The sequence below is a fragment of the Streptomyces sp. 150FB genome (assembly GCF_000818195.1).
Lineage (GTDB): Bacteria > Actinomycetota > Actinomycetes > Streptomycetales > Streptomycetaceae > Streptomyces.
In genome coordinates this window covers 8,518,949-8,539,351 of the sequence record NZ_JTHL01000001.1, presented here as the reverse complement: position 1 = coordinate 8,539,351, position 20,403 = coordinate 8,518,949, and the positions used below count along the sequence as shown (strand labels likewise).

Sequence of the window (20,403 nt, the reverse complement as noted above, 5' to 3'; positions counted from 1 at the left end):
AGGCCGCCGACGCCGGAGCGGCCGGCGAGAGCGCGAGGCCGAGCGCGGCGACGGCGCCGGCCACTGCCAGGGCCGGGCGTCGAACTATGGGGCGTGCGGCGGAACGTGCGGTGGATCGGAACATGTCAGGTACCCCGTTTTTGTCGTCTCCGTGCCCGGTCCCGGGCCGGTCACGAGGTCAGACCCGGGTGACACCCGCGCAGTTGTAGTCCAACCGCGCACTGTTCCCGTACCTGGACATGTGCCGCACATTCGTGACGTTAAGGCTCCCGCACGGCGGCCGGGTCCGACGAACCTCGTACGAGGGCGTCCTCCACGGTGTCGTACACCGGCAGCGCCTGCCGCAGGCCAATGACGTCGAACAAGCGCTCGACGAAGGCCGACGGCCGGGCGATACGCAGCCTGGGGCCCAGCTCACTGTGGGCCCGGAGCAGCACGTTCACCGTGGAGGAGTCGGCGAAACCGACTCCGGACAGGTCGAGGACGACGGGACCCTCCCCGGCTCCGCCCGCCTCCGCCAGCGCGGTGACGAGCGGTGCGATGCTCTCGAGGTCGAGATCACCGCTCACGCCGAGAACGAACGCGTCGTCATCCTGTCGCACGGTCACACCGACGGCGTGACCCGCACTGTGGGGAGGTAGCACGACAATCCCTCGGGGGCTCGGAAGGTGAACGAAGATGACTACACGCTGCCACCACGATAGAAGCGATACTTGTCATTTGACAACATTCTCCAGTGAGCAACAATCTGTTCACCGATCACGTGGGGGCGGCCTCCCGCGTCGACTAACGTGCGGATGCCAGGAAGTGGGCCTCAATGAAGCTATGCGCTGTCCGCCACGTGGCTCTCTCCCGGATGCCCCGGCTGCCCCGGACCTCCTGGGTGTCCCCGGCCTTCGGACGCGCCGTCCACCGCCCCCAGGCGTCCGGTGGCCGCGGCGCGGAAAGCGGCGAGCCCGTCGGCGAGCATGATGATGTCCGAGGGGTCCATCTGATCGAGCACCATGCCGACCTCCCTCGTACGGAAGGCGCGGTACTCGTCGAGCACCTTGTGACCCCGCCGGCTCAGCCGCAGCTCCACCTCACGCCGGCTCGTGGGGCTCTGCGAGCGGTGTACGAGGCCCATCGCCTCCATCCGGTCGCACAGCCTGCTCAGCGAGGACGGCCGCGAGCCGAGGACCTCGCCCAGGGTCCGGAGGTTCGCACCCTCGTGCTTCTCGATGACGAGAAGGGCACGTAGTTGGGAAGGCGAGACCGGCCCCGAGGGCGCCGCGTCCTGTCCGCGACCCCACAGCACCTCAAGCAGCTCGGAGGCGGCAGCGGCCGCTTCAGCGACCTGCTGGCGCCGGCGCGGCTGCCCGGTGAAACGAGTCATCGATCCACTCTTTCATCCGGCATGGGCCTTTGTCAGCCCGGACGGATCTCACCCCTGGAAGAAGAAGGCCTGAACGACAGTGACTGCACTCGCGGATGTGGAAAGAGCGGTTCGCACAGCGGCGCCGTACGCCCTGCTGGACACGGTTCGCGCCGCGCTCATCAAATCGTACGGTGCGAGCGCCGTACGGCTGCACCTCGCCGACTACGCGCTCACCGTGCTCCAGCCGGTGGATGTGGCCGCCCACCCGGAGGAGGCGCTGTCGCTGCACAACAGCCCCGAGGGCCGCGCCTTCGGCAGCCAGGAGCCCCACGAGCAGCTCAGGCACGAGGACGAGGTGGACCATCTGCTGCCGGTCACCGTACGGGGTGAACGCCTCGGCATCCTCACGGTCCGGCTGCCGGGAGACCGTTCGACGCCGGAGGCCGTCGACGACCTGACCCAGGTGGCCGAGCTGCTCGGGCACGAGATCCTGGTGGCCGAGCGGGACACCGATCTCTACCAGCGGGCCCGCCGGGTCAACCGGCTGACGCTCGCGGCCGAGATGCAGTGGAACCTGCTTCCGGCGCGCGCCTGCACGGCACGGGAGTACGCCATCGGGGCCCAGCTCGAGCCCGCGTACTCCATCCACGGCGACAACTTCGACTGGTCGGCCGAGGCCGGCGAGCTGACGCTCTCCGTGACCAACGGCATGGGCGAGGGCATCCAGGCCTCGCTGCTCACCAATCTCGTCGTGAACGCCCTGCGCAACGCCCGCCGGGCCGGCATCGGCATCGCCGACCAGGCGTCGCTGGCCGACCAGGCGCTGTACGAGCAGTACCGGGGCGCGGCGTCGGTGTCGACGCTGTTGCTGCGCTTCGACCTGGAGACGGGCAAGGTCGACGTGGTGGACGCCGGGTCGCCGCAGCTCTGGCGGCAGCGCGGCAAGAGTGTGGAGCGCGTCGAGTTCGACGCGCAGCTCCCCCTCGGCATGTTCGAGGAGTCGGACTATGTGGCGGAGTCGTTCCGGGTGCTGCCGGGCGACCGGCTGTTCTTCGTCAGCGACGGTGTCTACGAGGCGGTCTCGCCGCGCGGCGAGGTGTACGGGGACCGCGCGCTGGCCCGGGTGATCAACGCGACGAGTCTGCTGCCTGCCGCGATGGTGCCGCGCGCCGTACTGACGGAACTGGCGGGCCACCGGGAGACGGAGACGGCTGACGACGCCCTGGTGCTCTGCCTGGACTGGTTCGGCAGACCGGGCGACGGCAAGGGCTGAGCCGCCCGTACGGGTACGGGTACGGGACGGCCGGGCCGAGGCGTCCCGTATCCCCGGTACCGCTATCCCCCGTACCCCGGGGGCTACAGCTCGAAGATCGCCCGCACGCGCTTCCCGACCGGCACCCGCTCCGCCGTGAGCCGGTCGCAGAGCGCGTGGACGATCTCCAGGCCGTGCCCTCCGAGCCGGGTGGGGTCACGCTCGAAGCGGCGCGGCAGCGTCGAACTGCTGTCGTACACGGTGACGGCCACACGCCGGTCGCTGCCCTCCAGCTCCAGGATGTAAGGACCGTGGCTGTGCCGCTCGGCGTTGGTGATCAGCTCGCTGACGACCAGTAGCAGGTCGTCACAGGTGTGGTCGCCGAACTCGGCGAACCACTCCGCCTCCAGCTCCTGGAGGAAACGCACGGCGAGCCGCCGCGCCTCGGCGATACAGCCCGGCTCGCCGGTGAACTGGGTCGCTCTGCGCAGAGGCTCCACGGAATCCGCCACGACGGGCGCGTGGGCACCGCCGACAGTAATGGTCTGGTCGTTCATACGCTCCTGCCCGCGCACCGGTAAGGGCGATCGGGTCCCCCTTCTCCGACAACGCTTATGCCCCCCGAATCCGACCGCATGCGTCCCCCTCTTGTGACAGACGTCACTGGCGCCCCGGAAGCCGGACCACGGTCACGAAGAATTCGTCGATCTGCCGTACGGCGGCGATGAACTGGTCCAGGTCGACCGGCTTGGTGACATAGGCGTTGGCGTGGAGTTTGTAGCTGCGGAGGATGTCCTCCTCGGCCGAGGAGGTGGTCAGCACGACCACCGGGATCGAAGCGAGCGCCGGATCCGTCTTGATCTTCTCCAGCACCTGGCGGCCGTCGTACTTCGGCAGGTTGAGGTCGAGCAGGATGAGATCGGGCCGCGGGGCCCCCTCGTAGCGGGTGCGCCGGTAGAGGAAGTCGAGGGCTTCCTGGCCGTCGCGCACCACATGCAGCGTGTTGCGGATCTTGTTGTCCTCGAACGCCTCGCGGGTCATCAGTTCGTCACCGGCGTCGTCCTCGACGAGCAGGACCTCGATGGGCTGAAGGGGCGTGTTCACTGTGCGTCTCCAGGCGGAGTGGTCGGCAGGGCGGGGAGGGTGAAGTGGATGCCGGTGCCGCCGTCGGGCACGGGCTCCAGCCAGATCCTGCCGCCGTGGAACTCGACGATCTTGCGGCACAGCGCGAGGCCGATGCCGGTCCCCTCGTACTCGTCCCTGGCGTGCAGGCGCTGGAAGATGACGAAGACCTTCTCGGCGAACTCGGGTGCGACGCCGATGCCGTTGTCCGAGACGGTCAGATGCCAGTCGTCGTCCTCACGGACACAGTTCACGGTGATCACGGAAGGGACGTCCGGCCTGCGGAACTTGATCGCGTTGCCGATCAGGTTCTGCCAGAGCATGGCGAGCGTGGTCGGGTCGCCGTTCACCTCGGGCAGCGGGTCCTCGCGCACCATGGTGACGCCGGACTCCTCGATGACCATGCCGAGGTTGCCCAGGGCGCTGTCCAGGGTGGTCTCCAGCCCGACGGTCCGCCAGGCGTCGTGCACCCGCCCCACCCGGGAGAAGGTGAGCAGGTCGTTGATCAGGACCTGCATCCGCTTGGCGCCGTCGACGGCGAAGTCGATGTACTGCTTGCCCCGGTCGTCCAGCTCGTCGCCGTACCGCTTCTCCAGCAACTGGCAGAACGAGGCGACCTTGCGCAACGGCTCCTGAAGGTCGTGCGAGGCCACGTACGCGAACTGTTCGAGTTCCGAGTTGGAGCGGCGCAGTTCCTCGGTCTGCTCGGCGAGCAGGTCCTCGCGGGAGCGGGCGGCCGCCAGTTCGTCGGCGAGGCGCCTGCGCATGTCCTCGACTGCGGCCCCCACGGCTCTGAGGTCGGCCGGGCCCCTGATCTCGATGCGCTGGTCGAACGCTCCGGCGCGTACGTCGTCGGAGGCCGCGCGCAGGGCGCTCAGCGGCCGGCCCACCATGCGGTGCAGTACGACGGCGAGGCCGATCACGGCGACGGCGAAGACGATCAGTGCGGCGAGGAAGACGGAGTCGCGATGCGAGCGGCTGGTGTCGAGCCGGAGGCGGGCCCGGTCCCTGGCGGCGTCGAGATGGCTCTGCTGGGTGGTGAACAGGCCCCGCAGACTGTCGAACTCGGTCTTGCTCCGCACCAGGCTCACTGCCGAAGCGGCTTCGGCGCCCCTGGTCCGTACGGACGTGATCAGCGGCTGCGCGACCTCGGTCCGCCACCGGGAGGCTGCCGCCGTGATGTGGTGGAGGTCGGCGGTGAGGACGGGATCGGAGGCCACGGTGCGGCCGAGGCCGAGCGCGAAGCGCTTCTCGTCGGAGCGGCCCTGGTTGTACGGCGCCAGGAACGACGGGTCGGCGGTCAGCGCGAAGCCGCGCAGCCCGGTCTCCTGGTCGAGCAGGGCCTTCTGCAACTGGAGCGCGCCCGCGCGGGCCGGCTGGATGTGGTCCACGAGTTCGTCGGTCCGGGCGTTGGTCTGGGAGAGCAGCACCCCGCCGGCGACCGTACAGGCGCACACGACCAGCACCAGCGCGCCCAGGATGAGCCGGACCCAGCCCTGTACGGAGAGCCGGGACCGGGCGGTGCGCCAGGCGCTGACGCCACCGGCACTCAAAGCGCGGCCTTCCAGCCGAGGTGGAGCACGGCGACGTCGTCGGCGAGTCCGCCGTACGGCGCGGCGCCTCTCGTGGCGCCGTCGACCAGCGCGTCGATGAAGGCCCCGGCCGGCAGCGTCCCGTGCTCCTGGGCGAGGCTCAGCAGCCCTTCCTCGCCGAGCCGCTCCGAGGGGCTCGTACGTCCTTCGAAGAGGCCGTCCGTGAAAAGCACCACATGTCCTCCCTGTGGCAGCGGCAGTTCGGTCTCGGCCCAGCGGCCGGCGCCCGGCAGCAGGCCCAGGGCCATGCCCACGCGTGGCTCCTCCCAGCGGACCTCGGCGCCGTCCCGTACGAGCAGACCGGGGTGCCCGGCGCGTACGACGCGCACCTGCCGCCCGCCTGGCGGGAAGACCAGGGAAGTGACGGTGGCGAAGACATGGGGGTCGGCGCGCTCGGCGACAAGGATCTCCTCCAGCAGCCGCACCTGCTCCAGCGGCACCGTTCCGCACAGGACCGCGGTGCGCCAGGCGACCCGCAGACAGACGCCGAGGGCGGCTTCGGCGGCGCCGTGGCCCGAGACGTCCCCTATTACCGCGTGCACCGTGCCGTCGGCGGTCTGCACGACGTCGTAGAAGTCGCCGCTCAGCAGTCCGTGGGCGCGGCCGGGCTCGTATCTGGCGAGCGCCTCGAAGTCCTCGCCGCGCAGCAGCGGTACGGGCAGCAGGCCGCGTTCGAGGCGGGCGTTCTCCTGGGCGATCTGTTCGTTGGCCCGCAGGGCGGCCGAGGCCTGCTCGACCTGCTTGCGCTGGAGGGCGTAGCGGACGGCGCGGCTGAGCGCTTCCGGGTCGAAGCGTCCCTTGACGAGGTAGTCCTGCGCGCCGGTCGCGACGGCGGAGAGGCCGGCCTCGCCCTCAGCCATGCCGGTGAGGACGACGATGGCCGCGTCGGGGACCCTGCGCACGATGCGGGTGACGGCGTCGACGCCGTGCACGTCCGGCAGGTGGAGGTCGAGGAGTACGCAGACGGGGGTGACGACGGTGGTGCGGTCGAGCAGGAACTGCTCGGCCTCCGCCATCGTCTTGCACCAGGTGAGTGACGAATCGAGATCGCTGTCGGCGAGCATCTCCTCGACGAGCAGGGCGTCGCCCGCGTCGTCCTCGACGAGCAGCATCACGGCGTCCGTGGCCCATAGGGAGTCACGCTGCACCGCTGAGACCTGCGCCTGCGCGGGTACCGGCGCCGGGCGACGGCGAAGCCGCTCCGGACGCGACGAGACACCTGCGGGGAACTCACTCACTCTCCACCCCCTGGCTCACACAGGACGGCGCGGGTTCACGGCGCCATTCCGGCCGGAAGCATATGCGACAACCGGGAGCATCTCTCCTGGGTGGTGCGCGAACGGTGAACGTCCGTTGTGCCGCAAAGCGCCCGGGACGGGCGAACAATTCAAGCACGACCGGAATCGTGCGATGCTCTGCGGCGGAGCCTTCCCTTCCGGGCGCGCGTACGGCGAACGGGGGGACGGGCGGGTGGACGGGCAGGGACGGCGAACGGGCGGGAAGCCGCGGCCGCGTACGGGGGTACAGGCATGACGACAGTGGAGGACGGGGCGGACGCCGTCGCGGGAGAGCCGGCGACGATGGACGCGCTCCCGGCGGACGCGGCCGAGGCCCGCGCCCTGGTGAGATCGTTCCTGGCGCTGCGGGTGCCTCTGGCGCTGGAGCCCACCGCGGTCGAGGCCGATGTAGTGCTGGTGGTCTCGGAGCTGGTGACGAACGCGCTGCGGCACGCCGGTGGCGTGACGGGCCTGCGGGTCTCCTGCCGGCCTGGCGTGGTCGAGATCACAGTGCGGGACGCCGCGCAGGCCGTACCCGTACAGAGGGAGCACGGCAAGGAGTGGCTGCCGGGCGGATACGGCTGGCCGCTGGTGCACCGGCTGGCCGAGGTGGCGGTAATACCCCTGGGAGCCGAGGGCAAACTCGTCCGCGCGACCCTCCGGTTCTGATCAGTTCCGGGCGACAAGGCGCCTCCGCCGACCCGATCGGCCTCTGCGGAGAGGCAGTTGGACGCGCGTAGCGTCCATTTGATCGCCTTATACGGCGTCTGTCTGACAACACAAGGTCAAATCCTGGTTACAAGGCTGTTGGAAATCGACCAAGAGATGTCAGGCTCTGGACAACTTACCCGGCGTCACCACGTATCGCGGTGAGTTCCATCCCCCCACAGGGCTGCCGAACCGGGCGGCCCGGCACTCTTGGAGACTGAGTGAGCCAGCTAGCTTCCACCCCCCGCAGGAACACCCTTCGTATAGCGGCACTGGTCGCTTCGGCGGCCATGGTCGCCCTCGGAGTTCAGACCGGCGCGAGCGCGCAGACGGACTCCGCCGCCGGCACGAAGGGCGCCAACGCCCTCGCGCTCTCGGCGACCCAGCACGCCGACGCCGTCAAGTCCGCCCAGACGGCAACGGCGAGCGAGGCCAAGGCCCTTGGCCTCGGCGCTCAGGAGAAGCTCGTCGTCAAGGACGTCATCAAGGACGCCAACGGCACGGTCCACACCCGTTACGACCGTACGTACGCGGGTCTGCCGGTCATCGGCGGCGACCTGATCGTCCACCAGGCGGCCGGCGGCACGAGCACCGTCACCAAGGCGACCACCGCGCGCATCTCCGTGGCGACCACCGACGCCAAGGTCGCCGCCACCACCGCCAAGTCCACGGCGATGAAGGCGGCTTCGTCGGCGAAGACCACCAAGGCGAAGGCCGGTACGGCCACCAAGGTGATCTGGGCGGCCGACGGCAAGCCCGTACTGGCCTGGGACACGGTCGTGAACGGCTTCCAGGCCGACGGCACGCCGAGCAGACTGCATGTCATCACCGACGCGGCCACCGGCAAGGAGCTCTCCCGCCAGGACGACGTCGAGACCGGTACCGGTACGGGCACTTGGGACGGCAAGGTCACCATCGGCACCACCAAGAGCGGCAGTTCGTACCAGCTCAGCGACGCCGCACGCGGCGGCCACAAGACGTACGACGCCAACCAGAGCTCGTCCTCCGCCAAGGGCACGCTGTTCACCGACCCCGACGACGTCTGGGGCGGTGGCCGGCAGAGCGCCGCCGTCGACGCCCAGTACGGCGCCGCCGAGACCTTCGACTTCTACAAGAACGTCCTGGGCCGCAACGGCATCAACGGCGACGGCAAGGCCGCGTACTCCCGCGTCCACTACGGCCAGAACTACGTCAACGCGTTCTGGGACGACAGTTGCTTCTGCATGACGTACGGCGACGGTGAGGGCAACGCCCGCTCCATCACCGAACTCGACGTGGCGGGCCACGAGATGAGCCACGGCGTCACCGCCGCCACGGCCGGCCTGATCTACTCCGGCGAGTCCGGCGGGCTCAACGAGGCCACCTCGGACATCTTCGGCACCGCCGTGGAGTTCTACTCCAACACCGCCTCCGACACGGGCGACTACAACATCGGCGAACTGGTCGACCTCTACGGCGACGGCACCCCGCTGCGCTTCATGGACCAGCCCAGCAAGGACGCCGCGCACGGCGGCACCGGCTCGCCCGACTACTGGTCGTCCTCGCTCGGCAACCTGGACGTGCACTACTCGTCCGGTGTCGCCAACCACTTCTTCTACCTGCTGTCCGAGGGCAGCGGCGCGAAGACGATCAACGGTGTCTCCTACAACAGCCCGACGGCCGACGGCTCGAAGGTCACCGGCATCGGCCGCGACAAGGCCGTACAGATCTGGTTCAAGGCGCTCAGCACGTACATGACCTCCACCACCAACTACGCGAAGGCGCGCACCGCGACGCTCAGCGCGGCGAAGGACCTGTACGGGGCCGACAGCACGGAGTACAAGACGGTCGGTGCCGCTTGGACCGCCGTGAAGGTGAAGTAACCACGCAAGACAGACACACAATGTAATTCCGGGGCACGGTCCACGCGTTTGTCTTACGCGGGGTCCGTGCCCTGTCTGTTGTCCGCGCGCCGCCCGGCATACGGCATGACCGGACACATCCACACACATTCGAACACGACGACGCGGCCGGAACCGAGGCCGCGCATAATGGCGAGTGTCGGCACCGACCGCAGTCAGTGGGTCCCTCGCGGCCAATTGGCCCTGGGGACCGCGGGGCAGTTACCGCTTCGACCAATCCCGCCCATTTCACGGCGACCCGGCCCATGGCAAACAACCTCGCTAGATCAACCATGCCCCATCCGCTGATCATTTTTCTTCGGGCAATTTCTCATACCAAATCCACTGTGAATAATTAGACTGCACACGCTCAACTCGGCCGGACCGCTGGAGGATTCCCGGACATGCACAAGAAGGCGCTACGCACCCTGCTCCGCGAACGCCGCGCCCTCATCGACCCGGAATCCCACGGTCTGAGCCGCCCCACCGGGCAGGGCCGCCGTGCGCCAGGACTCTCCCAGCAGCAGGTCGACCAGCTCCTGAACCGTGCGATCCACACGTACCACCGCCTGGAAGCGGGCACGTACCCGAACCCGCCCGTCGATCTGTTGCGCGACGTGGCCGAACTCTTCGCTCTCAACGAGCAGGAGTGGGTGTCGCTGTGCCGCTACGCCCGCGAGCAGGACCCGCCGGGGCCGCTCCGTACGTCTTCTGGCCAGGAGGTCCCCGGAGTCTGGCAGGAGGCCGTGGACAGCATCGGTCACATGGCCTACGTCACCGACGCTTCGTGGGACCTGCTCGCCTGCAACCAGGCCTTCGCCGACCTCTTCCCGTCCGGCCGGCCGCCGTCCAACACCATGCGGTGGATGCTGCTCGACGAGGACGGCCGGCGGACGCTCACGGACTGGGAGACCGCCTGGGCGCCCCTGGTGCTCCCGCAGTTGAGCTCCGCGCTCGCCTCACGCCGCGACGACCAGGTGCTGCGGCAGATAGAGAAGGAGGTACTTGTCGACCCCGTCGCCGGTCCGATCTACGAGGCGGGCGGCGCCTCCATCCACCCCGACGGCGACGAACGCCCCATCTTCCACGCACAACACGGGCCCGGCTGGGTGACGATGTGCGCGGCACAACCGTTGACAGCACCGGGCTCCCGGCTCATCATCCTGGTGTTCCACGCCGGAACCCGCCGGGCGCACACAAGAACTCCGATGCTCCGAGCCAACTGGCCCTGATCCGATTCCGGATGGGTCACGGGCGACGACGCGGACATAGTGTCGTAGGTTGGGCGCCACCCCCACGCTGCCCGCCGCGCCCAGCCGGAGGTCCACACATGACCGCTTACGTCTCAAGACCCCAGATCACTCTGGCGGATCACAAAGTCACCACGGGCGACATACTGGATGACATCAAGGCACACCACCCGGATCATCCCCGGCTCGGCGCCATCTTGCGCGTGGTCGGCAACTGCGGTGTGACAACGCGGTACTTCACCCGCCCGCTCGCCTCCCCGCTGATATCAGGCACCGCCCCCGTCGAGGAGCGGGCGAAGACCGCGTTCGCCGACGCGCTCGGCATGGCCGAGCGCGCGGCCGTCGAGGCGATGGACGCGGCGGGGCTGAGCCCGGCCGATGTGACGGGGGTCGTCACCAGCCACTCCACCGGCTGGTCCGTGCCCAACCTGGACGTCCACCTGATCAACCGGCTCGGCCTCAAGCCGACCGTACGGCGCCTCGCACTGACAACGTTGGCGTGCGCGGGCGGAGTTCAGGCTCTCGTACGCGCCTGCGACATGGTGGCGGCCCGGCCCGGCGACCGCGTACTGGTCGTTGTCTCCGAGGTGATATCCAGTGTGTACAACCACGCCGACACGAGCATCGAAGCGATGATCTACAAAGGGCTGTTCGGGGACAGCGCGGGCGCCGTCGTGGTCACCGGTGAGCCTCTCGGCGAGGGGCTCGCCATCGACGACACCTTCGAGTACGTCCTGCCGGGCAGCCTCGACCGCTACAGCGGACGCCTCGACGGGAGCGGCCTCCACTTCGACTCGACCAAGAAGGCGCTGACCGCGGCCGACGACGTGCTGCCCGCCCTCCTGGAGTGGACGGGCGACTCCCCCGCCGACTTCGCCCTCATCCACCCCGGCAGCCCGCGCATCATCAGCGACACCGCCACGGCGCTCGGCCTGGCCCCGCACGACTCCCGGCACTCGACGGACACACTCGCCGAGGAGGGCAACCTCGGCGGTGTGTCCGTCCTGCGGGTCCTCGACCGCACACACACCGACGCTCCCCCGGCGGGCGCACACGGCTTCGCCGTCGCCTACGGCCCGGGATTCGCCACCGCCGCGCTGCGGGTGCGCTGGAACTCCTGAGGATCGCTTGGGGGGTTGGAGCGCCGCTAGAGGGTCCCGGCCGGAGCGGTCACGGCGAGTCCGACCTGGTGGCCGACGTCCTCCGCGTCGGCCGCCGCCAGTACCGCGTCGAGCAGCCCCGGGAACCGTACGGCGAGATCGTCACGGCGGAGGATCACAAAACACCGGGTGCCCTCCTCGCGGGTACGGGTGACGCCCGCCGCCCGCAGGACCTTCAGGTGATGGCTGAGGGTGGACTTCGCCACCGGCGCCCTCAGCTCTCCCCACCCGCGCTCCGCCCCGTCGGACAGTACGCGTACGAGCCCGGCGCGCACCGGGTCGCTCAGCGCCGCCAGCACGTCGGTGAGCTTCATCTCGTCGATGTCGGGGTGCACCGCATGCCTCATCTGGCCATCGTAAACGTTCGCGCACCCGTCAGATGCGGCCGAACAATTCACCCGGACGGCGGACACCGACGTACGAGTACCGTCGGATACACAAGCAGCTTGCGCAACTTACTTGTGTGACTTACGGTAGTCCTATGAGCGCACCTGAAGATGATCGCGAAACCGCTGAGATCGCCGTCCGGCTGAGCGTGACCATGACGCGCCTGCGGTCCCGCCTCCGCGCGGAGGCCGGGGTCCCCACCAGCGGCTTCACGATCTCGCAGCTCGCGATCCTCCAGCGGGTCCTTGAGGGCGGTCCGGCGACGGCGGCGGCCATGGCGGCGGCCGAGCATGTGAGCCAGCAGGCGATCGCGCAGAGCGTCACGGCGCTGAAGGCCGCCGGACTGGTCAGCGGCGAACGGGACACCAACGACGCGCGCAAGGTGCTGATCAGTGCCACCGACGCCGGCCGCGAGCTGTTCGCCTCGATGCTCGCCTCCCGTCAGGCCTGGCTGGCGCGTGCGATCGACGCGGTCGTCGCTCCGGAGGAGCGCGCGGCGCTGGAGAAGGCCGTCGACCTGCTGGCACGACTGGCCGACGCCGACCCGAGGCCGGCGGACGGCCGATGACCGCCCCCCGAGGTGAGGGCGACAAGGACAGCGGCGCCCGGCGCGGCACGGTGGGCCGGGCCGACGCGTTCGCCTGGCGCTTCGTCTCCCCCCTCTACATGGGAGCCGCGCTCAACCCGATCAACAGCTCCCTGATCGCCACGGCCCTCGTACCGATCGCCCACTCGCTCCATGTGCCGGTGGGGCGTACGGCGGTCCTCGTGGCCGCCCTCTACCTGGCCAGCGCGGTCGCACAGCCGACCGCCGGCAAACTCTCCGAGGAGTTCGGGCCGCGCCGGGTCTTCGTGACCGGTGTCCTCGTCGTCCTGCTCGGCGGCATCGTCGGCGGCCTGGCCCAGAACCTGACCACGCTGATCGTCGCCCGGGTCCTGATCGGCATCGGGACCTCGGCCGGCTACCCGTCGGCCATGCTGATGATCCGTCGCCGCGCCACCTGGGCGGGGATGGACGCGCCGCCCGGCGGTGTGCTGGGCGGGCTGTCCATCGCGGGGACGGTGACCGCCGCCGTGGGGCCGCCGATCGGCGGGCTGCTGATCGGCGCGTTCGGCTGGCGCAGCGCCTTCTTCATCAACATCCCCTTCGCGCTCGCCACGCTGGCGATGGCGCTGCTGTGGATTCCGCGCGACACCGCGTGGGTACGCAGATCGCCGCGCGAGGTGGCCGCCCGTATCGATGTCGTGGGCATCGTCGGCTTCGGCGGCTCCCTGTGCGCCCTGCTGGTATTCCTGCTGGGACTGCCCGAGGCGAACTGGACGGCGCTCGTCGTCGCGGCCGTGATCGGCGCCGCGCTGGTCCGGTGGGAGCTGCGGGTACCGACGCCGTTCTTCGACGTACGGCAGTTGGTCCGCAACATGGCGCTCAGCCGTACGTACATCCGCACCGCACTCACCCTCCTCGGCGTCTACACCGTGCTGTACGGGGTGACGCAGTGGCTCCAGGAGGGCAGGGGCTACTCCGCCGAGGCGGCGGGGCTGCTGATCCTGCCGATGGGCGCGGTGGCGGCCGTGGTGACCAGGCCGGTGTCGTCACGCAACCTGGTCAGGGGCCCGCTGGTCGTGGGCGTGCTGTGCATGCTCGCCGCGTCGACCGGGCTGCTGTTCCTGACCTCGCACTCCCCCGTGGTGCTGATTCTCGGCGTGACCCTGATCTTTGGCCTCACGCTGGGCGCGACCAACAGCGCCAACCAGACCGCGCTGTACTCCCAGGCGCCACCCGACCAGGTGGGTACGGCCTCGGGCCTGTTCCGGACGTTCGTCTACTTCGGCTCGATCGGTTCGTCGACGCTCACCGGCATCGTCTTCAAGAACCATGTCACCGACGGCGGGCTGCACACCATCGCCCTGATCCTCATGGGCGTCAGCGTGGTCGTGCTCCTGATGACCCTCGCCGACCGGCAGTTGAGGTCGCCCTCGGCCTCCTCCGTGCCCGAGCCGAAGGACGCACCGCCGATCCACGGGGAATGACCGGTACCCGGACCCGGTCCCGGCCCGTCCGCGTAGCCTCGCTCACCCGTCGGTCCGCGAGCTGCCCGCCGCTGTGTCGTGGACGGACTCCACCGCCTGCGCCGCCAGTACGGAAGGCCGGGTCCCGGCGGGCGCGGCACCGGCGGCGACCAGTGCCGGTCGCAGTACGCCGGTGCTCAGCCGCGTCACCAGCGGGACGGCGACCCGCCCGAGGGCCAGGCCGGCCCCGTACGCCACCGGAAGGGCGACGACCACGGAGCCCACGACGTCATGCGGGTAGTGGGCACCGACATAGACGCGGCTGAAGCCCTCCAGCAGGGCGAAGAGGGCCCCGACCGCGCTCAGGCGGCGGTCGAGGAGGAACAGCGCGGCGACGGTCGCCGCCGCCACGGTCTCGTGGCCGCTGGGGAAGGCGTAGTCGCCGCGCACGGGGCAGACGTCGACGAAGTAGGCGTGCGGCAGCGAGTAGCAGGGGCGCACCTCGGCGACCAGTTGTTTGACCACCTCCGTGACGGCGAACGCCACCAGTACGCAGAGCGGAGCGGCCAGCGCGAGTGTCATCGCGCGGGGGCCCCGGGCGCGGGCCCGCCACCAGCCGATGATCATGAGTACGGCGAACACCCCCAGGCCCGCGTTGGTCCACAGCTCCATCGGAGCGTTGAGCCAGGCGGTGTCGCGCGCGAAACCGGTGAGCGCGGTGAACAGGGAGCCGTCGATGCCCGAGCCGTCGTAGGCCAACTGGACTGTGGTGTGACCGGTCAAAGAGATCCCTCACAGATGAGTACATATGGGTCATGACCGGCCGCGCGAGAGGAGCGGACGGGGCGAGCTGGACGGGGTGAGCCGGACGGGCGCGCCGCCCCTTCGCGCGACGAATCTACGTCTACAAGCCTGTAGACCTTCTACGGACTGTAGACGATGAACAGAGGAGGGCCAACACGTGAATACCCGTCCGCCCCTCCCGTCTCACACCCCGCCGCTCACACCCCGCCGCACGGGCGAGCACGACGGGGAGCCCGGCCCTTCGTCATCGGGGTGACCTCGGCGGTTCCGTCGTCGAACGGCCGAAGTGGGAGCAGCCTCCGGCCCCTGCGGCAGTGAGATATTTGCGCCGTGACCGGTCTCGAAGTCGTCGTGGTGGTGCTGACCGCCGTACTGGCTCTCACCTGGGCCGCACGCAGGCTGAGGGTGAGCGAACCGGTCCTGCTCCTGGTGGGTGGCGGGCTCATCGGCCTGGCACCGGCCTTCGATTCGTTCCGGCTGACCGCCGACGTCGTGCTGCTGATCTTCCTTCCGCCGCTGCTCTACGCCGAGAGCCTGAACATCTCGCTCCAGCAGATCCGGGAGAATCTGCGGGTGATCGTCCTGCTGTCCGTGGGGCTGGTGCTGACCACCGCGGTGACCGTGGCGGCCACCGCCCACGGTTTCGGTCTCACCTGGCCGATGGCGTTCGTACTCGGCGCGGTCCTCGCGCCCACCGACGCGACAGCGGTCGCGAGCGTCGCGAAGGGCATGCCCCGCAGGGCCCTCACCACGATGAAGGCCGAGAGCCTCATCAATGACGGCACGGCACTTGTCGTGTTCGCCCTCGCGGTGGACCTCGCCGTCGGCCGTCATGGTTTCGAGTGGGCCGACACCGTGGGCCGGTTCGCGCTGAGCTACGCCGGAGGGATCGCGATCGGAGCGGCGGGGGCGCTGCTGGTCGTCCTCGTACGCAAGGGGCTGCGTGACACCGCCGTCGAGAGCGGTCTCAGCGTTCTCACCCCCTTCGCCGTCTACCTCCCCGCCGAACTGGCAGGTGTCTCCGGCGTCCTGGCCGTGGTGGTGTGCGGTCTGATTCTCAGCAGGGCCAGCCCGCTGCTGATGCGGGCCGGCACCCGGATCCGGGTGCTGGCGTTCTGGAACGTGACGACCTTCCTCCTCAACGCCTCGCTGTTCGTCCTGGTCGGCATCCAACTGCCCGGCGTCGTGCGCGATCTGACGTCGCTGGGACTGCGCGAGGCAGCGAAGCTGGCCGGTGTGGTCAGCGTGGTGGTGATCCTCACCAGAATGGTCTTCATTCACACCACGCCCTACGTGATCAGGGTCCTGGACCGGCGCCCGCAGCAGCGGGCGCGCCGGATCGGCTTCCGGCAGCGGATGCCGGGGGCGTGGGGCGGGGTACGCGGAGCGGTCTCGCTGGCCGCGGCTCTGGCCGTCCCCACAGTCACGCACAAAGGAGCGCGGCTGCCCGACCACGATGTCATCGTGTTCGTCACCGCGGTGGTCATCGTGGTGACCCTGCTCCTCCAGGGGCAGACACTGCCCGCCGTCATCCGCTGGTCGAAGCTGCCCGCCGATCCGGCGGAGGACGAGGAGGAACTGCTCGCACGCCGGGAGGTGGTGAGCCGCGCGCTCGACGCGCTTCCGGATCACGCGGCCCGCCTCGGCGCCCCCGACCTGGTCGCCGACCGTCTCGCGCAGGAACTGCATGATCACGCCGAGAGCCTGACCACGTCCAACCGGCCGCTCCAGGAGGCGGAACACAGTCTCCGCAAGGCACTTCTCGTCGCGAAACGCAACGCCCTGGTGGACATGCGCGACGCCCACCGCATCGATGACGCCGTGCTGCGCCGGGTGCAGGAGACCCTGGACTCGGAGGAGGTACGGCTGGAACTGCGCGCGACGGCGCCGCTGCCGGACGCGGCGGACGACGGGCCGGATGACGGCGAGGGGGACGACCCGTCCGACCGGGACGGCGGGGATGACGAGGACGAACTGGGCCCCGATCGCGGGTGAGCCGTGCCGCACCGGCCCGGCACCGGCCCCGGCCTCGGCGGAGACGGAACGGCCCGGCGCCGAGTGCGGCGCGCCGGACCGTTCCCCTGCTCTGCCGAGGATCGCTCAGCTATGCGAGACGGTCAGCCCGTAGAAGCCGACCTTGGCACCGTTGGTCGTGCTGTTGGACGACGACTGGTTGTACGAACCGGCCTTGAAGTACTGCTTGTACGGGTTGAACGACGACGGGATCGCGTAGTGCGTCGTGCTCCCGTTGACCGTCAGGTCGATCGTGTGCCCGCCGGAGACAGCGATCGTGTAGCTCCACGTCTTGCCGATCGAGACGTGCCCCACCGTGTGGAGGGTCTGGCCGCCCGACGGCGAGTCCTCCGTACCGACGACGATGTCGCCGCTCGACCGGTAGTACAGCTCCACCAGCGGCTTGGTGGACGAACCGCCCGAGCCGAGGTGGATCTGTCCCACGCAGACGTTCGACGTCACCGACACGACGCGCAGGGTCGCGCTCAACTTGTGTGAACCACTGAGTGACCAGTCCGCCGCGCTGCCGTTGGAGTTCATCTCACGCAGCTCGGAGCGGGCGTAGTTGGAGTTCGGCGTGGTGACGCCCTTCTCCGGCGCCCAGAACGTCATCGCGCCGTCGCGGGTGTCGGTGTAGAAGTACGAGTCCTGGAACCCGTTGGCGCCCTGGAGGCGGGACGAGGAGATGGTGGTCGGCGAACCGGGCGAGCCCACGGGCTCCTGGAGCTGCCAGACCGAGAGGTTGAAGTTGCCGCCGGGCGCGACCGACGGGTCGGCGAGAACACCGGCGTTGGCGCTCGTACCGCCCAGAAGGCTGAGCGATCCGGCGATGCCGGCGGTGGTGATGATCGCGAGGAGTTTGGAGCGGAATCGCATGTGGGGGGTCCTTCCGCGTTCAAGAGTGTGAACTAGGTCCAGTCCAATGAATGACTCCAGTTGTGAATAGCACGGCTTGAATCAGGCCGTCAACGGTCCTGTCAGCGAGGGGAATCCCGGCGGCATGGCTCGAACTGCTCCCGGAGGCAGTGCTTCCGCCGTGTGACAGGGCATGAAGGCCGTGTTACGGCATCGCGAAATGAACGGCGGCCACGGCCGTCACCAGCTCGCGGCCGGCGTCCCGGCCCGGTCGAATCCCGGGAGCGTTTCCCCTGTTCGGAGCGGTGCCGACCGCTCGTATCCGGTACGGGTGACCCTGCCGCAGAGCCCCGTTCACACGTCACGCCGGCTTGTTGACGCCGGCTTCTCCGCATGGGTTACTGACGCCGGATCGGCGCGGTGATCCCGCGCCGGTCCGGCGGTCACGACTCTCGTGTGCCGCCCGTTTCGCCGAGCGCGTCCCAGGCGGGGCGCCTGTGCGGCAGAGAGAGCCGGAGTCAACGGGGTGATCAGCGTGGAGAGCACATCGGAGGGGACGGCAACCGTCCTGCGCCTTTGCTCCGCCGTGCCGGCCGCAGCGCCGCACGGCGCCTCCGCGCGTACGGCGTCTCCCCAGCGTGCGGCGTCTCCCGCGCGTGCGGCGTCTCCCGAGGTCCACCCCTCCTGCTCGTGTACCGGCGGGCCCTCCGTCGGCGCCCCGTCCCGCCGCCGCTGACCGCCCGGACAGAATCCGCCCCGCCCCCTCCCGTACGGCCTCTTCCGTACCGCCGAACTCCCGGTCCCCGCCGGGGGTTTCCGACTCAGCCCGACCGCGTCGTCCCCCGCCGTCCGGCCACCTCCCGATCGCTGGAGTACCCATGCCAGAGACGTCCGCGCCCCCGGACGAGCCGGTCACCGCCGGCTCCTCTCCCGTCCCGCCCGGACAGCCTCCGGCCGGTTCGGACGCCGTCCCGACCGACCAGCCGCGCAGCCCCGCCCTCGCATCCGAGCGGGTGCTGCCGCTGCGCCACCCGTGGCGCTGGGTGCTGACAGCGGTGGTCCTGGTCCTGGTCGCCCAGTTCGTCCACGGGCTGCTGAGCAACCCGTTCTACCAGTGGAGCCGGTTCTCGTACTGGTTCTTCCGCCCGGTGGTGCTCGACGGGCTGGTGATCACCCTGGAAGTCGCCGCTGTCAGCGCCGTGTTGGGTCTGATCGGCGGTGTGATCCTCGCGCTCGGGCGGCTCTCGCCGAATCCGGTGCTCCGGTCCGTCTCGTGGGTCTACATCTGGCTGCTGCGCTCCGTACCGCTGATCGTCGTGCTGCTGTTCCTCTACAACTTCAGCGCGCTGTACCGGACGTTGAGCCTGGGAATCCCGTTCGGGCCGGCCTTCTTCGAGTTCGACGAGTCGCGTCTCGCCACGGACATGGCCGTCGCCGTCGTCGGCCTCAGTCTCAACGAGGCGGCGTACGCGGCCGAGGTGGTCAGGTCCGGTGTGCTGTCCGTGGACCAGGGGCAGCACGAGGCGGCCTCGGCCCTCGGGCTGCCGCGCGGGTTCCAGTTCCGCCGCATCGTGTTCCCGCAGGCCCTGCGGGTCATCGTGCCGTCGTACGTCAACCAACTGATCGGCCTGGTCAAGAGCACGTCGCTGGTGTTCTACGTCTCGCTGCTCGACCTCTTCGGCACCGTGCAGAGCCTGGGCAGCACCTACCCGGGCGACATCGTGCCGCTGCTGCTGGTGGCCACCTTCTGGTACGTCGTCCTGACGAGCGTCGTGTCGGTGGTCCAGTTCTACGTGGAGCGCCACTACTCACGGGGCGCGCTGCGCACCGTACCTCCCACACCGCTTCAGAAACTCCGGGCCGGCATCCGTAACGCCCGTGCCCGGATCGCGATCGGATCGAGCCTATGAGTGTCAGCGCACCGCGGAGCACGAAGTCTCCCGCCCGCTCCGAGCCGGTGGCCGTCGAGATCCATCAGGCGCACAAGTGGTTCGGGGAGCACCAGGTCCTGCGCGGGATCGATCTGACGGTGGAACCAGGCTCGGTCACTGTCATCCTCGGCCCTTCCGGCTCCGGCAAGTCCACACTGCTGCGCGCGGTGAACCATCTGGAGAAGCTGGACATCGGCCATGTGACGGTCGGCGGCGAGCCGATCGGCGTACGGCACCACCGGGGGCGGCTGAAGGAACTGGCCGAGCGTACGATCCGGGCCCAGCGCAGCCGTATCGGCTTCGTCTTCCAGAACTTCAACCTGTTTCCGAACCTGACGGTGCTGGACAACGTCGCAGCGGCGCCGACCGCCATCGGCCGCACCGACCGGGAGGGCGGACAGGCCCTGGCCGGCGCCCTGTTGGAGCGGGTCGGACTGGCGGACAAGGCCAACTCGTACCCCCGGCAACTCTCCGGCGGCCAGCAGCAACGAGTGGCGATCGCCCGGGCGTTGGCCCTCGAACCCGGGGTGATCCTCTTCGACGAGCCGACCTCCGCGCTCGATCCCGAGCTGGTCGGCGAAGTCCTCGCCGTCATCAAGGAGTTGGCGACCGGTGGCACCACACTGATCGTGGTGACCCACGAGATCGGGTTCGCACGCGAGGTCGCCGACCAGGTCGTCTTCCTCGATCACGGCCGCATCGTCGAGCAGGGACCACCGGCCCAGGTGCTCGACAACCCCCGCGAGGCCAGGACCCGGGAGTTCCTCGGCAAGGTTCTCTGACTCCTCCGAACTCCCCCGCACAC

Annotated in this window: 19 protein-coding genes; 10 read left to right on the top strand and 9 right to left on the bottom strand. The window is 69.6% G+C overall.

What is annotated here, in order from left to right; all coding sequences use genetic code 11:
* Positions 1 to 260: 260 nt before the first annotated feature.
* On the bottom strand, positions 261 to 602 hold the full coding sequence (locus QR77_RS36630) for an STAS domain-containing protein (RefSeq protein ID WP_052489806.1): 342 nt from the start codon (positions 600 to 602) through the stop codon (positions 261 to 263).
* 221 nt (positions 603 to 823) lie between these two features.
* On the bottom strand, positions 824 to 1,375 hold the full coding sequence (locus QR77_RS36625) for a MarR family transcriptional regulator (protein ID WP_078877593.1): 552 nt from the start codon (positions 1,373 to 1,375) through the stop codon (positions 824 to 826).
* A 97-nt stretch (positions 1,376 to 1,472) separates the two neighbouring features.
* Between QR77_RS36625 and QR77_RS36620 the strand changes: the two genes are divergently transcribed.
* Positions 1,473 to 2,630, top strand: coding sequence for a PP2C family protein-serine/threonine phosphatase (locus tag QR77_RS36620; RefSeq protein WP_236710954.1), 1,158 nt, complete (start codon positions 1,473 to 1,475; stop codon positions 2,628 to 2,630).
* An 83-nt stretch (positions 2,631 to 2,713) separates the two neighbouring features.
* On the opposite strand, the gene QR77_RS36615 is transcribed toward QR77_RS36620, so the two are convergent.
* From QR77_RS36615 to QR77_RS36600, 4 genes are all read right to left on the bottom strand, one after another.
* On the bottom strand, positions 2,714 to 3,166 hold the full coding sequence (locus tag QR77_RS36615; RefSeq protein WP_040026282.1) for an ATP-binding protein: 453 nt from the start codon (positions 3,164 to 3,166) through the stop codon (positions 2,714 to 2,716).
* 103 nt (positions 3,167 to 3,269) lie between these two features.
* Positions 3,270 to 3,713, bottom strand: coding sequence for a response regulator (locus QR77_RS36610; RefSeq protein WP_040026281.1), 444 nt, complete (start codon positions 3,711 to 3,713; stop codon positions 3,270 to 3,272).
* The gene (locus tag QR77_RS36605) at positions 3,710 to 5,284 is read right to left on the bottom strand and encodes a CHASE3 domain-containing protein (protein ID WP_040026280.1); all 1,575 of its coding nucleotides are present in this window, start codon (positions 5,282 to 5,284) and stop codon (positions 3,710 to 3,712) included. Before QR77_RS36605 ends, QR77_RS36610 begins: the two co-directional genes overlap by 4 nt.
* Positions 5,281 to 6,435, bottom strand: a complete 1,155-nt coding sequence (locus QR77_RS36600; RefSeq protein ID WP_052489335.1) for a fused response regulator/phosphatase — start codon at positions 6,433 to 6,435, stop codon at positions 5,281 to 5,283. The genes QR77_RS36605 and QR77_RS36600 overlap by 4 nt, the downstream gene beginning before the upstream one ends.
* A gap of 417 nt (positions 6,436 to 6,852) precedes the next feature.
* Here QR77_RS36600 and QR77_RS36595 point away from each other — a divergent pair, with 417 nt between their 5' ends.
* From QR77_RS36595 to QR77_RS36580, 4 genes are all read left to right on the top strand, one after another.
* Positions 6,853 to 7,269: an ATP-binding protein gene (locus QR77_RS36595; protein WP_052489334.1), complete on the top strand. Its 417-nt coding sequence runs from the start codon at positions 6,853 to 6,855 to the stop codon at positions 7,267 to 7,269.
* A 260-nt stretch (positions 7,270 to 7,529) separates the two neighbouring features.
* On the top strand, positions 7,530 to 9,170 hold the full coding sequence (locus QR77_RS36590; protein WP_040026278.1) for a M4 family metallopeptidase: 1,641 nt from the start codon (positions 7,530 to 7,532) through the stop codon (positions 9,168 to 9,170).
* A gap of 422 nt (positions 9,171 to 9,592) precedes the next feature.
* Positions 9,593 to 10,420 carry a helix-turn-helix domain-containing protein gene (locus QR77_RS36585; protein WP_040026277.1) on the top strand — a complete coding sequence of 276 codons (828 nt, stop codon included), beginning with the start codon at positions 9,593 to 9,595 and terminating at the stop codon, positions 10,418 to 10,420.
* Positions 10,421 to 10,518: 98 nt separating this feature from the next.
* Positions 10,519 to 11,559, top strand: coding sequence for a polyketide synthase (locus tag QR77_RS36580; RefSeq protein ID WP_040026276.1), 1,041 nt, complete (start codon positions 10,519 to 10,521; stop codon positions 11,557 to 11,559).
* A 26-nt stretch (positions 11,560 to 11,585) separates the two neighbouring features.
* Here the strand turns inward: QR77_RS36580 and QR77_RS36575 are convergent, their stop codons facing one another.
* Positions 11,586 to 11,945 (bottom strand): helix-turn-helix transcriptional regulator, encoded by a 360-nt coding sequence (locus QR77_RS36575; protein ID WP_040026275.1) that lies wholly within the window; start codon positions 11,943 to 11,945, stop codon positions 11,586 to 11,588.
* A gap of 134 nt (positions 11,946 to 12,079) precedes the next feature.
* On the opposite strand from QR77_RS36575, the gene QR77_RS36570 reads away from it, so the two are divergent.
* Together QR77_RS36570 and QR77_RS36565 are read left to right on the top strand one after the other, a co-directional pair.
* Complete coding sequence (locus QR77_RS36570; RefSeq protein WP_040026274.1) at positions 12,080 to 12,553, top strand: MarR family winged helix-turn-helix transcriptional regulator; 474 nt, start codon at positions 12,080 to 12,082, stop codon at positions 12,551 to 12,553.
* Complete coding sequence (locus QR77_RS36565) at positions 12,550 to 14,016, top strand: MFS transporter (protein ID WP_078877589.1); 1,467 nt, start codon at positions 12,550 to 12,552, stop codon at positions 14,014 to 14,016. Before QR77_RS36570 ends, QR77_RS36565 begins: the two co-directional genes overlap by 4 nt.
* Positions 14,017 to 14,058: 42 nt before the next feature.
* Here QR77_RS36565 and QR77_RS36560 read toward each other — a convergent pair whose 3' ends face one another.
* Positions 14,059 to 14,778 (bottom strand): phosphatase PAP2 family protein, encoded by a 720-nt coding sequence (locus tag QR77_RS36560; RefSeq protein ID WP_236710953.1) that lies wholly within the window; start codon positions 14,776 to 14,778, stop codon positions 14,059 to 14,061.
* Positions 14,779 to 15,129: 351 nt separating this feature from the next.
* Here QR77_RS36560 and QR77_RS36555 point away from each other — a divergent pair, with 351 nt between their 5' ends.
* The gene (locus tag QR77_RS36555; protein WP_063798121.1) at positions 15,130 to 16,794 is read left to right on the top strand and encodes a Na+/H+ antiporter; all 1,665 of its coding nucleotides are present in this window, start codon (positions 15,130 to 15,132) and stop codon (positions 16,792 to 16,794) included.
* Between the two features lie 105 nt (positions 16,795 to 16,899).
* On the opposite strand, the gene QR77_RS36550 is transcribed toward QR77_RS36555, so the two are convergent.
* A complete protein-coding gene (locus tag QR77_RS36550; protein WP_040026273.1) occupies positions 16,900 to 17,688 on the bottom strand; it encodes a polysaccharide lyase family 7 protein in 789 nt (262 codons plus the stop codon).
* Positions 17,689 to 18,545: 857 nt separating this feature from the next.
* Here QR77_RS36550 and QR77_RS36540 point away from each other — a divergent pair.
* Complete coding sequence (locus tag QR77_RS36540; RefSeq protein ID WP_052489332.1) at positions 18,546 to 19,577, top strand: amino acid ABC transporter permease; 1,032 nt, start codon at positions 18,546 to 18,548, stop codon at positions 19,575 to 19,577.
* Positions 19,574 to 20,380, top strand: a complete 807-nt coding sequence (locus QR77_RS36535; protein ID WP_052489331.1) for an amino acid ABC transporter ATP-binding protein — start codon at positions 19,574 to 19,576, stop codon at positions 20,378 to 20,380. The genes QR77_RS36540 and QR77_RS36535 overlap by 4 nt, the downstream gene beginning before the upstream one ends.
* The last annotated feature ends 23 nt before the right edge of the window (positions 20,381 to 20,403 follow it).

Excerpts from the sequence above, each read along its gene's own strand:
- QR77_RS36600 (WP_052489335.1), bottom strand. The coding sequence starts at position 6,435 with ATGCTGCTCGTCGAGGACGACGCGGGCGACGCCCTGCTCGTCGAGGAG.
- QR77_RS36595 (WP_052489334.1), top strand. The coding sequence starts at position 6,853 with ATGACGACAGTGGAGGACGGGGCGGACGCCGTCGCGGGAGAGCCGGCG.
- QR77_RS36570 (WP_040026274.1), top strand. The coding sequence starts at position 12,080 with ATGAGCGCACCTGAAGATGATCGCGAAACCGCTGAGATCGCCGTCCGG.
- QR77_RS36565 (WP_078877589.1), top strand. The coding sequence starts at position 12,550 with ATGACCGCCCCCCGAGGTGAGGGCGACAAGGACAGCGGCGCCCGGCGC.
- QR77_RS36535 (WP_052489331.1), top strand. The coding sequence starts at position 19,574 with ATGAGTGTCAGCGCACCGCGGAGCACGAAGTCTCCCGCCCGCTCCGAG.
- QR77_RS36625 (WP_078877593.1), bottom strand. The coding sequence starts at position 1,375 with ATGACTCGTTTCACCGGGCAGCCGCGCCGGCGCCAGCAGGTCGCTGAA.
- QR77_RS36580 (WP_040026276.1), top strand. The coding sequence starts at position 10,519 with ATGACCGCTTACGTCTCAAGACCCCAGATCACTCTGGCGGATCACAAA.
- QR77_RS36540 (WP_052489332.1), top strand. The coding sequence starts at position 18,546 with ATGCCAGAGACGTCCGCGCCCCCGGACGAGCCGGTCACCGCCGGCTCC.
- QR77_RS36585 (WP_040026277.1), top strand. The coding sequence starts at position 9,593 with ATGCACAAGAAGGCGCTACGCACCCTGCTCCGCGAACGCCGCGCCCTC.
- QR77_RS36575 (WP_040026275.1), bottom strand. The coding sequence starts at position 11,945 with ATGAGGCATGCGGTGCACCCCGACATCGACGAGATGAAGCTCACCGAC.
- QR77_RS36615 (WP_040026282.1), bottom strand. The coding sequence starts at position 3,166 with ATGAACGACCAGACCATTACTGTCGGCGGTGCCCACGCGCCCGTCGTG.
- QR77_RS36550 (WP_040026273.1), bottom strand. The coding sequence starts at position 17,688 with ATGCGATTCCGCTCCAAACTCCTCGCGATCATCACCACCGCCGGCATC.